We start from the raw sequence: 18484 nt of genomic DNA, 5'->3' as shown, positions 1-18484 counted from the left end.
GAGTTACTAAAGATACAGCGTTAGCTCAAATTATTTTCTTCATAACTTCTTCATGAAATTAGTGTATTGTTTATATAATTTAATTAAGAATGTGAATTAAGTACAAAGAGCTGTGGATAACCACAGCTCTTTAAAATTACCTGTTATTTAAATAATCATCTTCATATCCATTTATCTTTTTAATAACCTTTGTTAATACTTCATCTACTTTAGAAAAATCCATATTTGGAATAAAGGAAGTTTCAAGTTCGTCATGTAGAGCTTTAGCTTCTTTTATTGTGGCTAAACCCTTGTTTAAAAGTGTGAAAAACTGGGCTGCATCATATTCCATTTCAGCTTTGTTTTTTTCGAGGGTACTAAGATTTAAGCAGTCTCTCATGTCAATTACAGTACCGGGTAGATCTAAATTATTTATTTCATTGGAGGTTAAAATGGCAACATTTAAGTCGGGAATCAATATATGCTCGATTTTTTCAGGAATAAGGGGCGTATGGAAAATTTCTACATAGTGACCACGCCTTAAGGCTTCAGAAGATAAGAATTCTAGTATACTTGACTTGCCAGTACCAGGACCGCCTTTTAGTACATAAATTTTCTTGTAATCTGAGCACAAGTTTTCAATATAGGTAATAATACCATTAGGTGTAAAAGCTGTAGCGAATAAATGTCGATCATAACCCATATTAGATGCTGGAGTAGTAAATAGTGATTCTTTTAGATTTTCTTTTAGTAGGTTTAGCTTATTAATATTTAAGGCTTCATTATTATAGGTATACCAATCATCATAAACTAATTTAGCTGCTCCAAAAAATTTATAGGCTCTTTTAAAAGTTTTACCCACTTTTTTATTTATGTCGATTATTTTATGCCTATATTTCTTAAAGCCTTCCTCATCCCAACAATCTCCCATGTTTAGAATTTCATCTACAGCTCCAGGATTTACGGGGTCTACTACATGAGGTGAAGTCCCATCAAGTATTGCTACATTAAGTTCTTTAATAACTAATCCATCTAATGAATTATTATCAGAAGAGCAGTGATGGTATTCTATGTCGTAGCCTTTTTCATTAAAGTATTTACCAACTTTCTTCATTAGGGAGGATTTACCTGTTCCAGGGCCTCCTTTTATGCATATTATTCTTCTTGCTTCATCCTGACCTAATATATACCTATAGAAGGAATAGAAGCCTCTTGAAGTATTGCCACCAGGGAAAATATTTTTAATAGTACCTTGCATAAATATCACACTCCATATCATCATATCAATATATAATATTCACAAGCATAGAAAATGGTGATATAGAAAACCCTGATAATATAATTTAGACACCGCCTAAATTAGAAGAATATATAATTTAACAATTGAAAATAAGTTAAAAACTAGGGTTGACAAAAATAAAATATGGCATATAATAAAAACATAACTATTCCTATATGAATACTAATATATACAATGAAAAAGGAAAGTAATATGTTCAAAGGGTACAGAGAGGAAGCACTGCTGAGAAGCTTCTACCGAAAAATATATGAAGTGCCCTTTGGAGTATGGACCCGAAATTATAGTAGGGGACTACGGGTTCGCCCGTTAAAGCGATAAAGCATTTTGTGCTTGAAATTAAGTGAGATTTTATATCTAATTAGGGTGGGACCGCGAAGTTTATAGCTTCGTCTCTATAAAAGGAGACGGGCTTTTTTGACGTCAAAAATATATCTGTATTTTTGAAAAAGGTCTTAGTCACAACAATATTTTTAAATATGTTATGCAAAAATTAAATGGAGGCGATGTTATGGGTTCGTTAGATTATTTTAATAAGATAGCTAAAAGTTGGAACGTAATAAGAAGTGAGTATTTTGAGGAAAGGTTAAAGTATGAAGTATTATCTAAAGTAAATATAAAAGATAAAGTAGTGGCTGACCTTGGATGCGGCACTGGATTTTTATCCTTGGCACTGGCATTAGAGGCAAGTATTGTATTTTCTATAGATCAATCTGTAAATATGCTTAGAGAATCTAAAAAATTAATGGAAACTAAAAAATTCAACAATGTATATCCAATAAAATCATCTATAGACAACTTGGTTTTATTTGATGAATCTGTAGATGTGGTATTTATTAATATGGCTCTTCATCATGTGAAGGATGCTAAAAAAGCTATTGAAGAGATGTATAGAATAATTAAAAAAGATGGGACGTTAATAATATCAGATGTACTAGAGCACAATGGTCAGTGGGCAAAGGATGAGATGTTTGACGAATGGCTTGGTTTTTCAAATCAGCAGTTGGAAGAGTGGCTAACTGGCGTTGGTTTTGACATAGTGAATATTGAAAATACAAATTTGAAATGCAAAGGATATTCTAGCAAAGGTGAATTTACTGAAACTGGGATTTTCATTGCAGTAGCAAATAAGGGAGGGCTAAATTATGAAATTTAATTCATTATTAATGCAAGAAGAAATGTCTAAGGGAAAGGTTAAAGTTGAAAGTTTTTCATTAGATCACACAAAGGTAAAGGCACCTTTTGTAAGAAAATGCGAGGTAAAGATAGGTGAGAAGGGCGATATAGTAACAAAGTTTGATTTAAGATTCATGCAACCAAATGTTGAGTTTATGGATATAGCAGCTATCCATACCTTAGAGCATTTGCTTGCTGGATATATGAGAGAAGTAATGGATGGAATTATAGACATTTCACCCATGGGATGTAGAACAGGGTTTTATATGATTACATGGAATGATGTGAGTGTGGATAAGGTTATAGAAACTTTAAATTATGGACTTGCAAAGGTAATAGAGTCAGAGGAGATACCAGCAGCCAATAAATTTCAATGTGGAAATTATAAAGAGCATTCCTTAGAAGGTGCAAAAGAATATGCAAAATTAGTTCTAAATAGGGGTGTTAGCAGTGAAATATATAAATAGCATATTAGATATTATAGGAAATACACCACTTATTAAATTAAATAATTTGGGCGTAAAAGAAGGTGTAAATATCTTCGCAAAACTAGAGGGGGAGAACCCCGGTGGTAGTGTTAAAGATAGAGTTGGAGTTTACATGATAAAAGATGCAGAAGACAAGGGTACTTTAAAGGCTGGATATACCATTGTTGAAGCTACTGCAGGAAATACTGGCATAGGAGTTGCACTTGCAGCCTTAAATAAAGAATACAAAGTAATATTTGTGGTTCCAGAAAAGTTTTCTGTAGAAAAGCAAACCTTGATGAGAGCATTAGGAGCAACTATTATTAATACACGGAGGGAGGACGGAATGCTAGGGGCTATTGCCAAAGCAAAAGAACTACTTAATGAAATTCCTAATTCTATTTCACTCCAGCAATTTGAAAATGATGCTAACCCAAAGGCTCATTATGAAACTACAGGACCAGAAATATATGATGCCTTAGAAGGTGAAATTGATTATTTTGTGGCAGGAGCAGGGAGTGGCGGTACCTTTAGTGGTGTTATGAAATATTTAAAGGAAATGAATAAAAATACAAAGGGTATATTAGTGGATCCTTATGGTTCAACTCTTGGTGGTGGTGAAGAGTTTTGTTATGATATAGAAGGAATAGGAAACAATTTTGTGCCTGGAACCATGGATATGAGTTTAGTGGATAACATTATAAAGGTTTCTGATGATGAAGCTTTAAACATGCTAAACCTAATTGCAGTAAAAGAAGGGCTTATTGTAGGTAGCTCTTCGGGGGCTGCATTAGTAGCTGCAATAAAACTTGGGAAAACCATTGAAAAGGGGAATATTGTTGTGATACTGCCCGATAGAGGAGATAGATATTTTAGCAAGAACATTTATAATTAATACTTGTGCTTATAAACATACTGTGATACACTAAGAACTAATTTAATAAGTAAACTACCTAGGGTAGAGGTGCTATATCTAAAAGTACTTGTTCGGAGCTGGCAGGCGAGGATGAATAAGGAAAGGAGCTATAGCCGAAGAAGATATATTTTGTGAAAATATTTTCTGGTTTTACATATAATATGTGTACGACTGTCACTGACTTTTCAGTGGAGAACTACAAGGTACACGAAGTTTGTATAAAAACATGTATTTTTATGCAGCAAAGGTGTTCCTTTGCTGCATTTATTTTTTTTGAAACAATAGCTTAAGCAAGTACACTAGATATAAAGGGGAATGATTGTATTATGGCAGTAGTTGTTCAAAAATATGGAGGTTCTTCTGTAGGTACTACAGAGAAAATTAAAGGTATTGCAGAAAGTATAGTAAAAAGAAAAAATGAAAACACAGATTTAGTTATAGTTGTATCTGCTATGGGGAAAACTACGGATGATTTAATAGCTCTATCAAAAGGTATAACGCAGGAACCAGATAAGAGGGAACTCGACGCTATATTATCAACAGGAGAAATAATTTCAAGTGCACTACTCGCCATGGCAATTAAGGCTTTAGGATGTGATGCTATAAGCTATACTGCACACCAAATTGGCATTCAAACTAGTGGACAATATGGTAAAGCATTAATTAAGGATATACAAGATAAGAAAATTAAAAAAAGCTTAAAAGAAGGCAAAATTGTAATAGTTGCTGGCTTCCAAGGAATAAATGGAGATGGTGATATTACCACCTTAGGCAGAGGTGGATCTGATACCACTGCCGTAGCTTTGGCTGTTAAACTTTGCGGTAGCTGTGAAATATATACGGATGTGGCCGGAATATATAGTGTAGATCCTAGAGCATATGGAGAGGCTAAGAAATTAGATGAAATAGAATATGAAGAGATGTTGGAGCTAGCCAGTTTGGGAGCTCAAATAATGCATTCAAGGTCTATAGAGCTTGCTCAAAAATATGGTATCCCTATATATGTAGGGCTCAGTAATAGCGATATTAAAGGAACTGTAATTAGGGAGGTTAAAAATATGGATATGGAAAGTAAACCAGTAACGGGAATAGCAACTAGTGATGAGGATGTGGCAGTAACTCTCCAGCGTATACCTAAAGACGTGAATATATTGGCCACTATATTTGAAGCTATAGGAAGTAAAAGAATTAATATAGATATGATAAGTCAAACGTCGCCTATAGATGGAACCGTAAATGTATCCTTTACAATTCCTAAAGAAAGTTTAAAGGATAGTTTAGAAATTATAGATAACGCAATAGTAGATAATAAAGTTATAGTTGATGAGGATATAACTAAATTTTCAGTGGTGGGGCTTGGAATGAAAACAACCTCAGGAGTAGCAGCTAGAGTGTTTAGGGTTTTTAGCAAAAACAGTATCGAGATTAAAATGATTACTACTTCAGAAATAAGAATTACTTGCGCTATTAAAACAGAAGATAAATTAAAGGCTATACAAGTTATTGCAAAGGAATTTAATATGTAAATAAGCTATAGAAGGAGGGATTCATGTGAGATTTTTTGGTAATATAGTGGACGAAAATAATAAATTAAATATTGCAGGCGTTAGTGCGCAGGCTCTAGCTAAGGAATACGGAACCCCTCTTTATGTAATGGATGAACAGCTTATACGCGGTAATTGTAGGAGGTTCTCTAAAGCTTTTGAAGGTCAGGAAGATGGGAATAAGGTAGCTTATGCGGGAAAAGCATTTTTAACTATGGCTATGTGCGAAATTGTAAAAAGCGAAGGACTATATTTGGATGTAGTCTCAGGGGGAGAATTATATACTGCCTATAAGGCTGATTTTCCATTAAGAAAGGTGTATTTCCATGGTAATAATAAAACATTGGATGAAATTGAAATGGCGATAGAACTGGGGGTAGGAACTTTTGTGGTAGATAATCTTCATGAAATGGAGATTATACATAAAAAGGCAATGGGAAAAGGCATTATGCAACGGGTTCTTCTTCGCGTAACTCCAGGAATAGAAGCTCATACTCATGAGTATATAAAAACTGGTCAAATTGATTCAAAGTTTGGGTTTACTGCATTAAATAACGAATTAGAGGGAGTTATAAAAACTGCGTTAAACTTTTCAAATATAAAACTTGCAGGACTACACTGTCATATAGGGTCTCAAATTTTCGAGTTACAACCTTACAGAGATGCTGTGGGCATAATGTTGTCTTTCATTAAGGATATTAAAGAAAAATTCAGTTATGATATAGAAGAGTTGGATCTAGGGGGAGGCTTTGGCGTTTATTATAACAAAGGTGATGAGCCAAAAGAAATAGAGGACTTCTGCAGAGTAATAATCCAGGAAGCTAAAATTAAGTGCAAGGAGTATGGAATAAAATCACCTACGCTTGTAATAGAGCCAGGGAGGTCTATCGTAGCTAATGCGGGAATTACTTTATATACTGTAGGTGCTATAAAGGATATACCAAATGTAAGAAAATATGTGGCAGTAGATGGTGGCATGACAGATAATATAAGGCCGGCATTATACAATGCAGAGTATCAATGTGTACTTGCCAATAGAATAAATGAACCTTGTATGGAGGTAGTTACAATAGCTGGTAAGTGCTGTGAAAGTGGAGATATATTATTAGAAGGTGTAAGATTACCAGTGGTTGATACTGGAGACCTTATGGCTGTACTTTCAACGGGGGCTTATGGATATTCAATGAGTAGTAATTATAATAAAATACGGAAGGCTGCGGTAGTTTTAGTAAGTGAAGGAAAGCATAGACTTATATGCAAAAGACAAACTTACAAGGACATGATTAGTAATGAAGTGTGCTTATAAGTGAAAAAATCGACTTCGTGCCTTGTAATATGAGCTCGAAACGTGAAATTTCATTAAGAAATTCTAAACTTTTGAAAATATAAAATTCTCTGACGCTCACATTCGCCTTCCTGGCTCAGCTTCGCTAGCCTGCCGTCCTGGCAGGCTCACGAGAATTTTATATTTGCAAAAGAAGAATTTCTAAATGGAATTTCAATGTTTTTTCGCTTCTTATTGCAAGGAACGAAGTCGAAATTTTATACTTATTTAGTCTAAGTAGCCCTCGGGATATTCCTTAGGGGCACATAAAAATTCCAAAGAAGAATAGAATTCTACTTATACTTTCTTTTTTTCATTTATACTACCCCTAAATAATCTCTATCTAATGTCATTAAGGCATTATATTGAGGGCAACATTTTGTAAGTTCACTATTAATTGCATCTCCTAGTTTGGATTCATCATCTGCTGTAAAGTTTGGGTTAAAATCAATTACAGCATCAAAAATTAAATTTTTATAATCACCACTACCTACAATTCTAAAATCATGAATCGATTTTATTATAGGAAAATGTTTTAATACATTTAAAAGCTCTATTCGGCAATCATTAACTTCTTCATCATCTGTATTTATAGGATCCATGTGAATAACTAAATGTATGTCAAATTCTTCTGAAATCTCTTTTTCAGCTTTGTCTATAATCTCATGAATTTCAACTATAGAAATATCACAGGGAACTTCTGCATGAATAGAACCCATGCATCGACTGGGTCCATAGTTATGGATAACTAAATCGTGGGCGCCAGTAATATGGTCATAGGATAGTAGCTTATATTGTATACCTTTCACAAGGTTCACGTCAGGAGCCTCACCAAGCAAGGGATTCATTGTGTCTTTTATAAGTGAAAAGCCAGCATATATTATGAAAAAGGATACTAGCATTCCTATGTAACCATCTATAGGAATGTCAATCCATATAGAAAGAAGCAGTGATAGTGCAACACAGCTTGAACTAACTACATCACTTAATGCATCAAAGGAAGAAGCTTCTAATGCAGAAGATTTTATAGCCTTGCCTAGGGTCTTATTAAATCCACTAATCCAAAGTTTGAAAGTTATAGACACTAATATTAATATAAAGGGTATGAGGTTAAAAATTACTTTTGAGGGATTAACTATTCTACTGTAGGAGGTTTTGATAAACTCAAAACCTACTAGTATTACTAAGAAAGAAACTATAAGACCAGAAATATATTCAAGCCTTCCATGACCAAAAGGATGTTCCTTATCGGCAGGTTTACTAGCTAGCTTAAACCCTAAAATGGTAATAACAGAAGAAGCTACATCTGAAAGGTTATTAAATGCATCTGCAGTAACTGCTATACTGTTTAATAGTATTCCTATTATTAGTTTTGTAATAAAAAGAACTAAGTTTACTATAATTCCAACTAAACCGCCTAGGTAACCATAGGCAACTCTTACTTTTTTATTAGTAGTGTCCTCAGGATTTTTTATGAATTTTGAAATTAAAAATTTTGATAACATATTTTCACCTCTAATTATATAGTATAATTTAAACTATTAATTTTTAAACATATATTTAACAATTAATTATAGCATTAATTTAGAATTTATAGAAATATTACCAAAAATTTTGTTATAATAGTGAAAGGGGATAAGCAAAGTGCTTATGTGCCACAATATGCATTGGAGGGATATATATGAATAGTGAATTAGAATTTGCCCAAAATCTTATTGATTATATTTATGATAGTCCAACAGCTTTTCATGCTGTAGCAAAGGTTAAAGAAGATTTGTCTAAAGAAGGCTTTGTGGAAATTAAACAAGAAGAAAAGTGGAACCTTGAAAAAGGTGGAAAATATTTTGTTACGAAAAATGACTCTGCACTAACTGCATTTGTAGTTGGAAAGGGAGAAATTGAAGAAAATGGATTTAAAATTATTGGAGCTCATACAGATTCACCTAGCTTTAGAATTAAGCCATCACCAGAAATGGTAGTTGATAATACATATGTAAAATTAAATACTGAGGTTTATGGCGGACCAATACTCAATACTTGGATGGATAGGCCACTAGCCGTAGCAGGACGGGTAACTTTAAGAAGTGATAATATTTTATACCCAGAGACTAGGCTAGTAAATATTAATAGGCCTATAATGATAATACCTAATCTAGCCATTCATATGAATAGAGATATAAATACTGGAATTGAACTAAATAAACAAAAGGATACGCTGCCACTGTTATCAATGGTGAGCACCGAATTAGAAAAGAAGAATTACCTTATAAGTGCTATTGCAAGTGAACTATCTGTAGACATTAAACAAATTATAGATTTTGATTTATTTCTTTATGAATATGAAAAGGGAGCAATTATAGGTTTGAATAATGAATTTATTTCTAGTTCAAGATTAGATGATTTAGCTATGGTACATGCAGGAATAAGAGCATTGACCAGAGTACAAGCTGTAGAGGCAACGAATGTAATGGTTTGCTTTGATAATGAAGAAGTAGGAAGCTCAACTAAGCAGGGAGCGGACTCTAATATGTTAGTTGATATTTTAGAACGCATTACAATATCCCAGGGTAAAAATAGAGAGGATTTTTTAAGAGCTATTTCTAAATCTTTTATAATATCTGCAGACAATGCACATGCTGTTCATCCTAACAGTCCTGAAAAGAACGATCCAACAAATAAGCTTTATATGAATAAAGGCCCTGTTATAAAAATTAGTGCTAGTCAAAGTTATACCACTGATAGTAACTCTGATGCTGTTTATGAATTAATTTGCGAAAAAGCAGGAGTACCAGTACAAAAATTTGTTAATCGTTCTGATGCCCGTGGAGGTTCAACTATAGGGCCAATATCTTCAACTCATTTAAATATACGCTCAGTGGATATGGGAAGTCCGACCCTAGCCATGCATTCCATAAGAGAACTAGGCGGAGTAATGGACCATACTTATGTTACAAAATCTTTCCAAGAATTTTATGAAATTTAGTATAAAAATAAGAAAAAGAACTCACAATGATTTTATTGTGAGTTCTTTTTCTTATTTTTACTAATAATTAAAGGGTTAGTTGGAGATAATAATTTGAGTTAGTCCTAAATCTTCATAAACATAATTAACAAAAAGCGTTGAAAGGGTGGTTATAGTGCTTTATCTTACATTAGGGGCAATAGTCGTAATAAGTGGTTTAATTTACTTAGTGGTAAGGAAAAATATAAATTATTATCAAGAAGAAAATTTACTAAAAGATATTCCAACCATAAATGTTAATAGAGAGGATTTAGAAAAACATGCCTCTGAAATAGCACACCATTACTCTGATATCAAGAATACTAATTGCAAGAAAAAGCTTATTAGTAATTTAGATAGAAGCTATGAAAAAATTTTAAAAGGCTATGAAAACATATATAAGGAAGGAAAAAGTAAAAGAGAAGTAGTACCTGCAGCAGAATGGCTTCTGGATAATCTTTATTTGGTAGAAAAGGAGTATAAAAGTATAAAACATAATATGCCAAAAACATATTATAATGACCTGCCAGTTATATATAAAGGAGTTATAAAGGGGTATCCAAGGGTATATCATATTGCTATTGAAATGGTATCCCACACTGATGGTAGAATTGATGAAAGTGTTATTGCAAACTTTATTAGGGCTTACCAAAAGAGCACTTTACTAACCACCGGTGAACTATGGGCTATTCCTATAATGCTTAGAATAGCATTAATACAAAATATTAGTAAGATAACTGAGAAAATTGTTAATGCAGAGCAGGATAAAAAGGAAGCGGAACTCGTTGCAGAGCGGTTAATTAATAGTTTCAATGAAGGTAAAGTTGACACTGTACTATCACTATTGAATAGTGAAAAGCACACATTTAATTCTCATTTTACAGAAAGATTATTGAAACTACTCAGGGATAATGGCATTGATTCTAAAGAGGTTTATGATTATATAGATGAAAAACTTGGAGCGCTTGAAACAAGCTCAGAAAAAATCATATCCCTAGAGCATCAAATGGAAGCAAATTTTGAAATATCTATGGGTAATTCTATTAATAGTATAAGAGTTATTGAAGGTTTAAATTGGAAGAATTATTTTGAAAAATTAAGTTCTGTAGAGTGTATATTGAGGGATGATCCAGCTTGCATTTACGGAGAAATGGATTTTAAGTCAAGAGATAATTATAGGCATGAAATAGAAAAGATATACAAACATACAAAGCTTCCAGAATCCTATATAGCAAAAAAAATTATTGAGTGCTGCAAGGAAAATGAGGCATCAGAAAGTAATATTTATAAACAGCATGTTGGGTATTATTTGGTAGATGAAGGAATCCAAGAATTGAAGGAAAAAATAGGATACAAGAATACAGGTATAGGATGGCTTACAAATATCACAAAAAAGAATAGAGAAAATTTATATATAGGTACTATTATTGTGTTCACAATGTTAATAATATCTCTATTTATTGTGTTTAGTCTATTATATGATAATGATAAAGTATTATGGAGATATGTTGTAGCTATGATTGTGATATTAGTGCCTTGCAGCGAAATAGCAATATCAATTTTTAACTGGAGCGTAAGTATTTTAATTTCTCCATCTTTTATTCCTAAAATGGAATTTAAAGAAGTAATACCAGAGAAATTTAGTACAGTGGTTGTAATTCCAACCTTACTCAATAATCCTTCTAGGGTAGAAGAGTTAATAGCTGACTTAGAAGTATACTATTTAGCCAATTCACAAAACAATTTATATTTTGCTTTACTTGGAGATTTTAAGGATAGTGCCACAAGGGAGGAAGAAGGAGATAAAGCAGTAGTCAGCCAAGGGCTTCTAGCCATAGAATCACTAAATAAAAAGTATTGTACTAATGGGAAGGAAATATTCTTCTTCTTAAACAGAGTAAGGCAGTACAACAAAAGTGAAGGTAAGTGGATAGGTTGGGAAAGAAAACGTGGAAAGCTTATGGAGTTTAATGAGTTTCTTCGAGGGAATGAAAATACCAGTTACAATGTAACAAGTAGAAATGCACAAATACTGAGATCAGTTAAATATGTTATTACTTTAGATGCAGATACAAAGCTCCCAAGGGACTCTGCTAAAAAATTAATAGGTGCCATGGCTCATCCCCTAAATAATGCTGTTATAAATTATAGTAAAAAAACTGTGAGTAGAGGCTATGGGCTTATGCAACCAAGAATAGGGGTATCAATTCTTAGTGCACATAAAACCCTATTTTCAAAGATATTCTCTGGTGAAACAGGCATAGATATGTATACTACTGCTGTATCTGATGTATATCAGGATTTATTTGGAGAAGGAATTTTTACTGGAAAAGGAATTTATGATGTAGATGTTTTTAATTATATGTTAAAAGATGAGATACCTGAAAATACAGTTTTAAGCCACGACTTATTAGAGGGGGCATATGTTAGGACTGCCTTAGTTACGGATGTGGAGTTTATAGATGGATACCCAGCTTATTACAATTCAAGTTGTATGAGACTCCATAGGTGGACTAGGGGAGATTGGCAATTATTACCTTGGCTTAAAAGTTCTTCACCTTTAAGCAGGATGTCTAAATGGAAAATATTAGATAATTTAAGAAGAAGTTTATTAGCGCCAACCATTACAATACTCCTTATACTTACTTTAAGTGGAATATTGCCTGATGGTACGGATAAATGGTTTATTACAGCCTTTGTTGCGATAATAGCCCCTATACTTTTTGATGTAACAGAAGCTGTAGTCACTCCGGCTCTAGGTATAAGTTTATCAGGTAAAATTCAAAATAGTCAGATGGCTATAGAACAGGTATTTTTGATTTTTTGTTTTATACCTTTTCAAGCATACCTTATGCTAGATGCCATAATTAGAACCTTATATAGATTGATTATTAGCAAGAAAAATTTATTAGAGTGGCAGACAGCGGCAGACGTGGAGGTGAAACTAGGAAAAAGATTTAAAAATTTTGTAGCTTTTATGTGGATGGGCAGTGCAATTTCACTGTTGATTTTATTTCTAGCGTTTAATAGTGCTGCAAGCATTGGAATTCTTAGTATACCTTCCTGCGCTCTATGGCTTTTAAGCCCTTTAGTTGCCTATTTTATAAGTCGCGATAGAGGTTTAGAAACCATTGAAATGAATGAACAAGAAGTGATTTTCTTAAGGAAAATAAGTAGAAAAACTTGGGCTTATTTTGAAGATTTTGTTAATGACGAAAATAATTGGCTTGGACCTGATAATTATCAAGAAGATCCACCTAATGGAGTAGCACATAGAACTTCTCCAACGGATTTAGGTATGGGCCTTACCTCAAATATAGTTGCCTATGATTTAGGATATATAGGAATCATAGAGACTGTAAGTAGAATAGGAAAGAGTATGACTTCAATGGAAGACATGGCTACTTACAAAGGTCATTTTTATAATTGGTATGATACTAAAAATAAAACACCACTTTATCCAAGATACGTATCCACTGTGGATAGTGGGAATTTAGTTGGATACTTGTGGGTAGTTTCACAGGCTCTTGAGGATTATTTATGTGTTCCAATATTTAACCAGATGCAAGTTAGAGGGTTGCAGGACACTATGAGGCTTGCTAGTGACGAGATAGAAGAGACCATGGGAATAAAAGAATTATATCAGGTCCTAGTAGGAAACTTAAATAAAGATGTAATTGATTTTAAATCCTGGGAAACTATGCTTGTAGACTTATCTATTAAGGTTAAAGAAATGGGAAAAAATGAATGCGGAAATGAATTATATTGGAATAAAAAGCTTAAAGCTGATGTGGAAGGGTTTTTAGAGGAAATAAATGAATTTTTCCCTTGGTTTAATATTACTTTGGAAGGAAACATTGATTTAGATATTAATAATTCTTTAAGCAATTTATTAGAAAGAACAGCTTTAAATGCTATTCCCAAAAAAATAAGTAAAATATTAAATATGTTAAATAGTAAGCCGCAAAATGATGAATATTTAAAAAAATTAAAAATATCCTTACAAAACACAAAAGAAAAATCTCAAATGATTATTAGTAGCATTGAGAACTTGAAACAAAGACTAAACTCTATGGCGGAATCTACAGATTTTAAAATGGTATACGATAAAGAACGGGAATTGTTTAGTATTGGATATGACGTAGAGAATGATAATTTAGGTAAGAGCTATTATGATTTATTAGCATCTGAATCAAGGCAGGCTAGCTTTGTAGCTATAGCAAAAGGAGATATTCCTAAAAAACATTGGTTTGTGCTTGGTAGATCTATGACTCTTATGGGTAAAAGTAAGGGACTCGTTTCTTGGAGCGGAACTATGTTTGAATACTTGATGCCCTTACTTATAATGAAAAATTACCAGGGCACAATGCTAGACGAAACCTACAAAGCTGTAATTCAGGCACAAAAGAAATATTGTAATGAAAAAGAGGTGCCTTTTGGAATCTCTGAATCTGCATTTTACAATTTTGATGTAAATTTAAATTATCAATATAAGGCATTCGGAATACCTGGAGTAGGCTTAAAGCGAGGATTAGCAAATGAATTGGTTATTTCGCCGTATTCTACGGTGATGGCATTGCAAACTGATTTCAGAGGGTCTTATGATAATCTTCGTGAACTTGCTAGTGAAGGCTTAGAGGGAACTTATGGATTTTATGAAGCTGCAGATTATACCAAAAATAGAATACCTAGTGAGGAATCTAAAGCTATTATTAAGTGTTTTATGATTCACCATGAAGGAATGAGCTTAATGGCAATAGACAATGTATTATTAAACAATATTCTCCAAAAAAGATTTCATAGCTTGCCAAAGGTGAAAGCTACAGAACTATTACTTCAAGAAAAAATTTCTAAAAGAGTAGTATATGATAGAGAATATAAATTTAATGTATCGGGAACTACTATGGGAAAACAAAAGATTATAGTTAGAAAATATACTACAGCAAACACAGAATCGCCAGAAACACATTTAATTTCAAATGGAAGTTATTCCTTAATGATTTCTAATAGTGGCGCGGGGTATGCTTCAAGGAATAGAACTATGATTTATAGATGGAAAGAAGATGTTACTAAAGACAATACAGGCATGTTTGTGTATATCAAAGATGTGGATGAAAATGAATACTTCAGCGCGGCTTATGAACCTTGTAAAAGTGAAGGGGATAGCTATGAAGTAACCTTCGCCTTAGACAAAGCAGAATTTACAAGGGGTGACAATAATATTACTACTCGTATGGAAATTACTGTGTCTACAGAAGATGATTCAGAAGTAAGAAGATTATCTATTACAAATCATGGCACAAAGAGTAAAAATTTAGAAATAACTAGTTATTTAGAAGTAACGCTGGCTCATTATGATGCAGATATAGTGCATCCAGCCTTTGGTAATCTATTTGTAAAAACAGAGTATATAGATAATCCTAGCTGTATCCTGGCAACAAGAAGACCTAGAGCTAAAGGCGAATTGCAACCTTGGCTTATGCAAACTGTTGCAGTTTATGGAACTACCGTAGGAACTGTTCAATATGAAACTAGCAGAGAGAATTTCATAGGCCGTGGTGAAAACATAATACATCCAAGAACAATGAAACCAGATTCACTTTTAACTAACACTGTGGGGGCGGTCCTGGATCCTATAATAAGTTTAAGAAGGCGAGTTAAGATAAAACCTGGTGAAACCTGTGTTATAGCCTTCACTACCTCAATAGCCAATAGTAAAGCGGAAGTAATAAGTCTAGCTAAAAAATATAGTGAACTTCACAATGTAGATAGGGTATTTGATTTAGCGTGGAGTCAAACTCAGGTAGATATGAAATATCTAGGTATAAAATCTACCCAAGCAAATTTATACCAAGTAATGGCTTCTAAAATTTTGTTTTTAAATTCTACTTTTAAAGAAAGAGGAGAATTTATAAAAAAGGTAAAGACGGGTCAATCTACTCTTTGGGGATATGGTATTTCAGGAGATTTACCTATAATGCTACTTATAGCAAGGGAGAGCAAAGATAGAGATTTAGCTCGTCAACTTGTAAATGCCCATGAATACCTAAGCCTTAAAGGACTAAGAGTTGATTTGGTAATAATAAATCTTCAAAAAACCTCATATGATCAACCACTACAAGCTGATATTAAAAATTTGGTAGGTAGTAGTCACTTAAGAGATAAAGAAAATAAACCAGGGGGACTATTTATACTTAATAAGGCGACTATAAGGGATGATGATATAGATCTTTTTATAGCTATAGCTAGAATAGTTATAGATTCCTCCAAGGGGATGTTAGTATCTCAAATTAGGAATAACTATGAGAAAATAGAAAAACAACCATTTTTGAAAAAAACAGAAAATAAATTTGCTTTTAAAACTCACAAGTTCGATATTAAACCATTAGAGTATTTTAATGACTTAGGAGGCTTTGATGTAGAAAATGAAAATTACACCATTCTACTTAAAGATTTTAATAATACACCAGCACCTTGGATAAATGTAATTTCCAATGGCAATTTTGGATTTCATGTGTCAGAATGTGGAGCAGCTTATACTTGGCATGGTAATAGTCGCGAGAATAAAATTACTACTTGGTCAAATGATTGGGTAAGTGATGAGCCCTCAGAAGTTATATATTTGCGAGATGACACTTTTGGGAATGTGTGGTCCATTACACCCAAACCTATAAGAGATGGTGGAGAATATTTAATCCAGCATGGCTTTGGATATTCAAATTTTAAACATGAGGCTTATGGAATTATGGGTGAAGTAATCATGTTTGTGCCTATGTCACATAACCTTAAGCTATGTAAAATAAAACTTGTGAATAATAGCGATATAGCTCGAGAGCTAAGTATAACCTATTATGCAGAACTTGTAATGGGGGTTGTGAGAGAGCATACTGCTCAGCATATTGTTACTTATTTCAATGAAGAAAACAAATATATATATGCTACAAATACTTATAGTCAGAATTTTGGTAAATTAAATGCTTTCTTAAAATTAATTGGTGGGGAGAATCAAAGCTTTACTGGGGACAGAGGTGAGTTTCTAGGTAGAGGAGGAAGTGTAGAAAACCCAGATGCATTAAAGAGAGTAAGACTCTCAAACAGCGTAGGAGCTGGAATAGACCCCTGCTTAGCAGTTACTTCTAAAATTTATTTGGAGCCTAATATGGAGATTGAACTTGTAGCTATGATAGGTGAAAATGAGGATTTAGATAGTATTTCTAATGCTATTGTGGAATTTGAAGATTTTGAAAGAGTTGATACTGAATTGCAAAAGGTGAAGGATTATTGGAATAAATTACTTCATACATTGCAGGTTAAGACTCCAGATAAGAGTATGGATTTAATGCTTAATGGATGGCTAATGTACCAAACTATAGTATGTAGACTGTGGGCAAGAACTGCATTTTATCAATCCGGTGGAGCTTATGGCTTTAGAGATCAGCTTCAGGATGTTATGCCTGTAAGCTTGATTGAACCTAGTATGACAAAAAAACAAATTCTACTTAGTGCTTCAAGACAATTTGTTGAGGGTGATGTGCAACATTGGTGGCATCCAGTTGTAGATAGTGGAATAAGAACAAGATTCTCTGATGACTTATTATGGTTACCTTTTGTAACTATGGAATATATAAAAAATACAGGTGATTTTGATATCCTTGAGGAAAATGCACAGTACTTAATGGATACGCCGCTAGCGGTTGGGGAAGATGAAAGATATAACATTTCAGGAAAGGCAGATTTTACAGGCAGCATATATGAACACTGCACTAAAGCAATAGACAAAGCTCTTAAATTTGGTCCTCATAATATTCCATTAATGGGCAGTGGAGATTGGAATGATGGAATGAGTACTGTAGGCAACAAAGGAAGCGGTGAAAGTGTATGGCTAGGGTGGTTTTTATATAATATATTAGAGGAGTTCGCTGGGGCTTGCAAGTATAAAAAGGATGAGGTGAGGCTACAGCGATATAAGGAGATGCAAGAATATATAAGGATAAATCTAGAGGATAATGCATGGGATGGAAATTGGTATAGGAGAGCATATTTCGATGATGGCACAGCCCTTGGTTCATCTGAAAATGAAGAGTGTAAGATTGATTCTCTATCTCAATCCTGGGCAGTTATATCTGGAGCTGCAAATAGCGACAGAGCAGGGGTGGCTATGAAGTCCTTAGAACACTATTTAATAAAAGAAGATAATGGAATGATTTTACTGTTAACTCCACCTTTTAGCAAATCTAATTTAGAGCCTGGTTATATCAAAGGATATGTACCTGGAGTTAGAGAAAATGGAGGTCAATATACGCATGCTGCAACTTGGGTAATCCTTGCCTTTGCTAAACTCCACAATGGTAATAAAGCGACTAAGTTGTATAATATGATAAACCCTATTAATCATACAAAAACATTGCTCCAGTGTGAAAGATATAAAACGGAGCCTTACGTAATGACTGCAGATGTTTATGGAAAAGAACCTCATATAGGGCGAGGAGGGTGGAGTTGGTATACTGGAACCTCAGGGTGGATGTATACAACGGGAATAGAAGCTATTTTAGGTTTTAAACTAAAAGAGGGAAAAGGATTTACCATTGAACCCTGTGTGCCAGATGAATGGTCACACTATGAGATTATTTATAAAAAAGATAAATTTGAGTATGAAATTCAGATTAAACGAGAGGGAGATAAAGGTATTTGGCTCGATGGCAATTTATGTGAAAATGCGCTAATTCCATTTATTGATGGAGTGCATAAAGTAGAGGTTATAATTTAAAAAACGGATAACT

The 18484-nt window shown here is 33.4% G+C and carries 9 protein-coding genes, 1 riboswitch and 1 other annotated feature; of the genes, 7 read left to right on the top strand and 2 right to left on the bottom strand.

Annotated features, from left to right (window positions below; translation table 11 throughout):
* Positions 1-136 precede the first annotated feature (136 nt).
* Positions 137-1237, bottom strand: a complete 1101-nt coding sequence (locus G9F71_RS21295) for a PRK06851 family protein (protein ID WP_164948647.1) — start codon at positions 1235-1237, stop codon at positions 137-139.
* A 207-nt stretch (positions 1238-1444) separates the two neighbouring features.
* Positions 1445-1676, top strand: a binding site (T-box leader).
* 111 nt (positions 1677-1787) lie between these two features.
* Between G9F71_RS21295 and G9F71_RS21290 the strand changes: the two genes are divergently transcribed.
* From G9F71_RS21290 to lysA, 5 genes are all read left to right on the top strand, one after another.
* Positions 1788-2432 carry a class I SAM-dependent methyltransferase gene (locus G9F71_RS21290; RefSeq protein ID WP_164944057.1) on the top strand — a complete coding sequence of 215 codons (645 nt, stop codon included), beginning with the start codon at positions 1788-1790 and terminating at the stop codon, positions 2430-2432.
* Positions 2422-2919 carry an S-ribosylhomocysteine lyase gene (locus G9F71_RS21285; RefSeq protein WP_304519547.1) on the top strand — a complete coding sequence of 166 codons (498 nt, stop codon included), beginning with the start codon at positions 2422-2424 and terminating at the stop codon, positions 2917-2919. The genes G9F71_RS21290 and G9F71_RS21285 overlap by 11 nt, the downstream gene beginning before the upstream one ends.
* A complete protein-coding gene (locus G9F71_RS21280; RefSeq protein WP_164948646.1) occupies positions 2903-3814 on the top strand; it encodes a PLP-dependent cysteine synthase family protein in 912 nt (303 codons plus the stop codon). Before G9F71_RS21285 ends, G9F71_RS21280 begins: the two co-directional genes overlap by 17 nt.
* Before the next feature lie 56 nt (positions 3815-3870).
* Positions 3871-4042: riboswitch (Lysine riboswitch) on the top strand.
* A gap of 119 nt (positions 4043-4161) precedes the next feature.
* Complete coding sequence (locus G9F71_RS21275) at positions 4162-5361, top strand: aspartate kinase (protein WP_164948645.1); 1200 nt, start codon at positions 4162-4164, stop codon at positions 5359-5361.
* A gap of 25 nt (positions 5362-5386) precedes the next feature.
* Positions 5387-6685, top strand: a complete 1299-nt coding sequence (gene lysA / locus G9F71_RS21270) for a diaminopimelate decarboxylase (protein WP_164948644.1) — start codon at positions 5387-5389, stop codon at positions 6683-6685.
* Positions 6686-7020: 335 nt separating this feature from the next.
* On the opposite strand, the gene G9F71_RS21265 is transcribed toward lysA, so the two are convergent.
* Entirely contained in the window at positions 7021-8208 is a 1188-nt protein-coding gene (locus G9F71_RS21265) for a cation diffusion facilitator family transporter (RefSeq protein WP_164948643.1), read from the bottom strand.
* A gap of 176 nt (positions 8209-8384) precedes the next feature.
* On the opposite strand from G9F71_RS21265, the gene G9F71_RS21260 reads away from it, so the two are divergent.
* Positions 8385-9686 (top strand): M18 family aminopeptidase, encoded by a 1302-nt coding sequence (locus G9F71_RS21260; protein WP_164948642.1) that lies wholly within the window; start codon positions 8385-8387, stop codon positions 9684-9686.
* Positions 9687-9840: 154 nt separating this feature from the next.
* On the top strand, positions 9841-18471 hold the full coding sequence (locus G9F71_RS21255; protein WP_164948641.1) for a GH36-type glycosyl hydrolase domain-containing protein: 8631 nt from the start codon (positions 9841-9843) through the stop codon (positions 18469-18471).
* Positions 18472-18484: the final 13 nt, after the last annotated feature.

The organism is Clostridium sp. FP2 (genome assembly GCF_011065955.2).
GTDB lineage: Bacteria > Bacillota > Clostridia > Clostridiales > Clostridiaceae > Clostridium_AD > Clostridium_AD tagluense.
The sequence above is the reverse complement of the archived record's forward strand: the minus strand, read 5'-3'. Positions and strand labels throughout refer to the sequence as shown.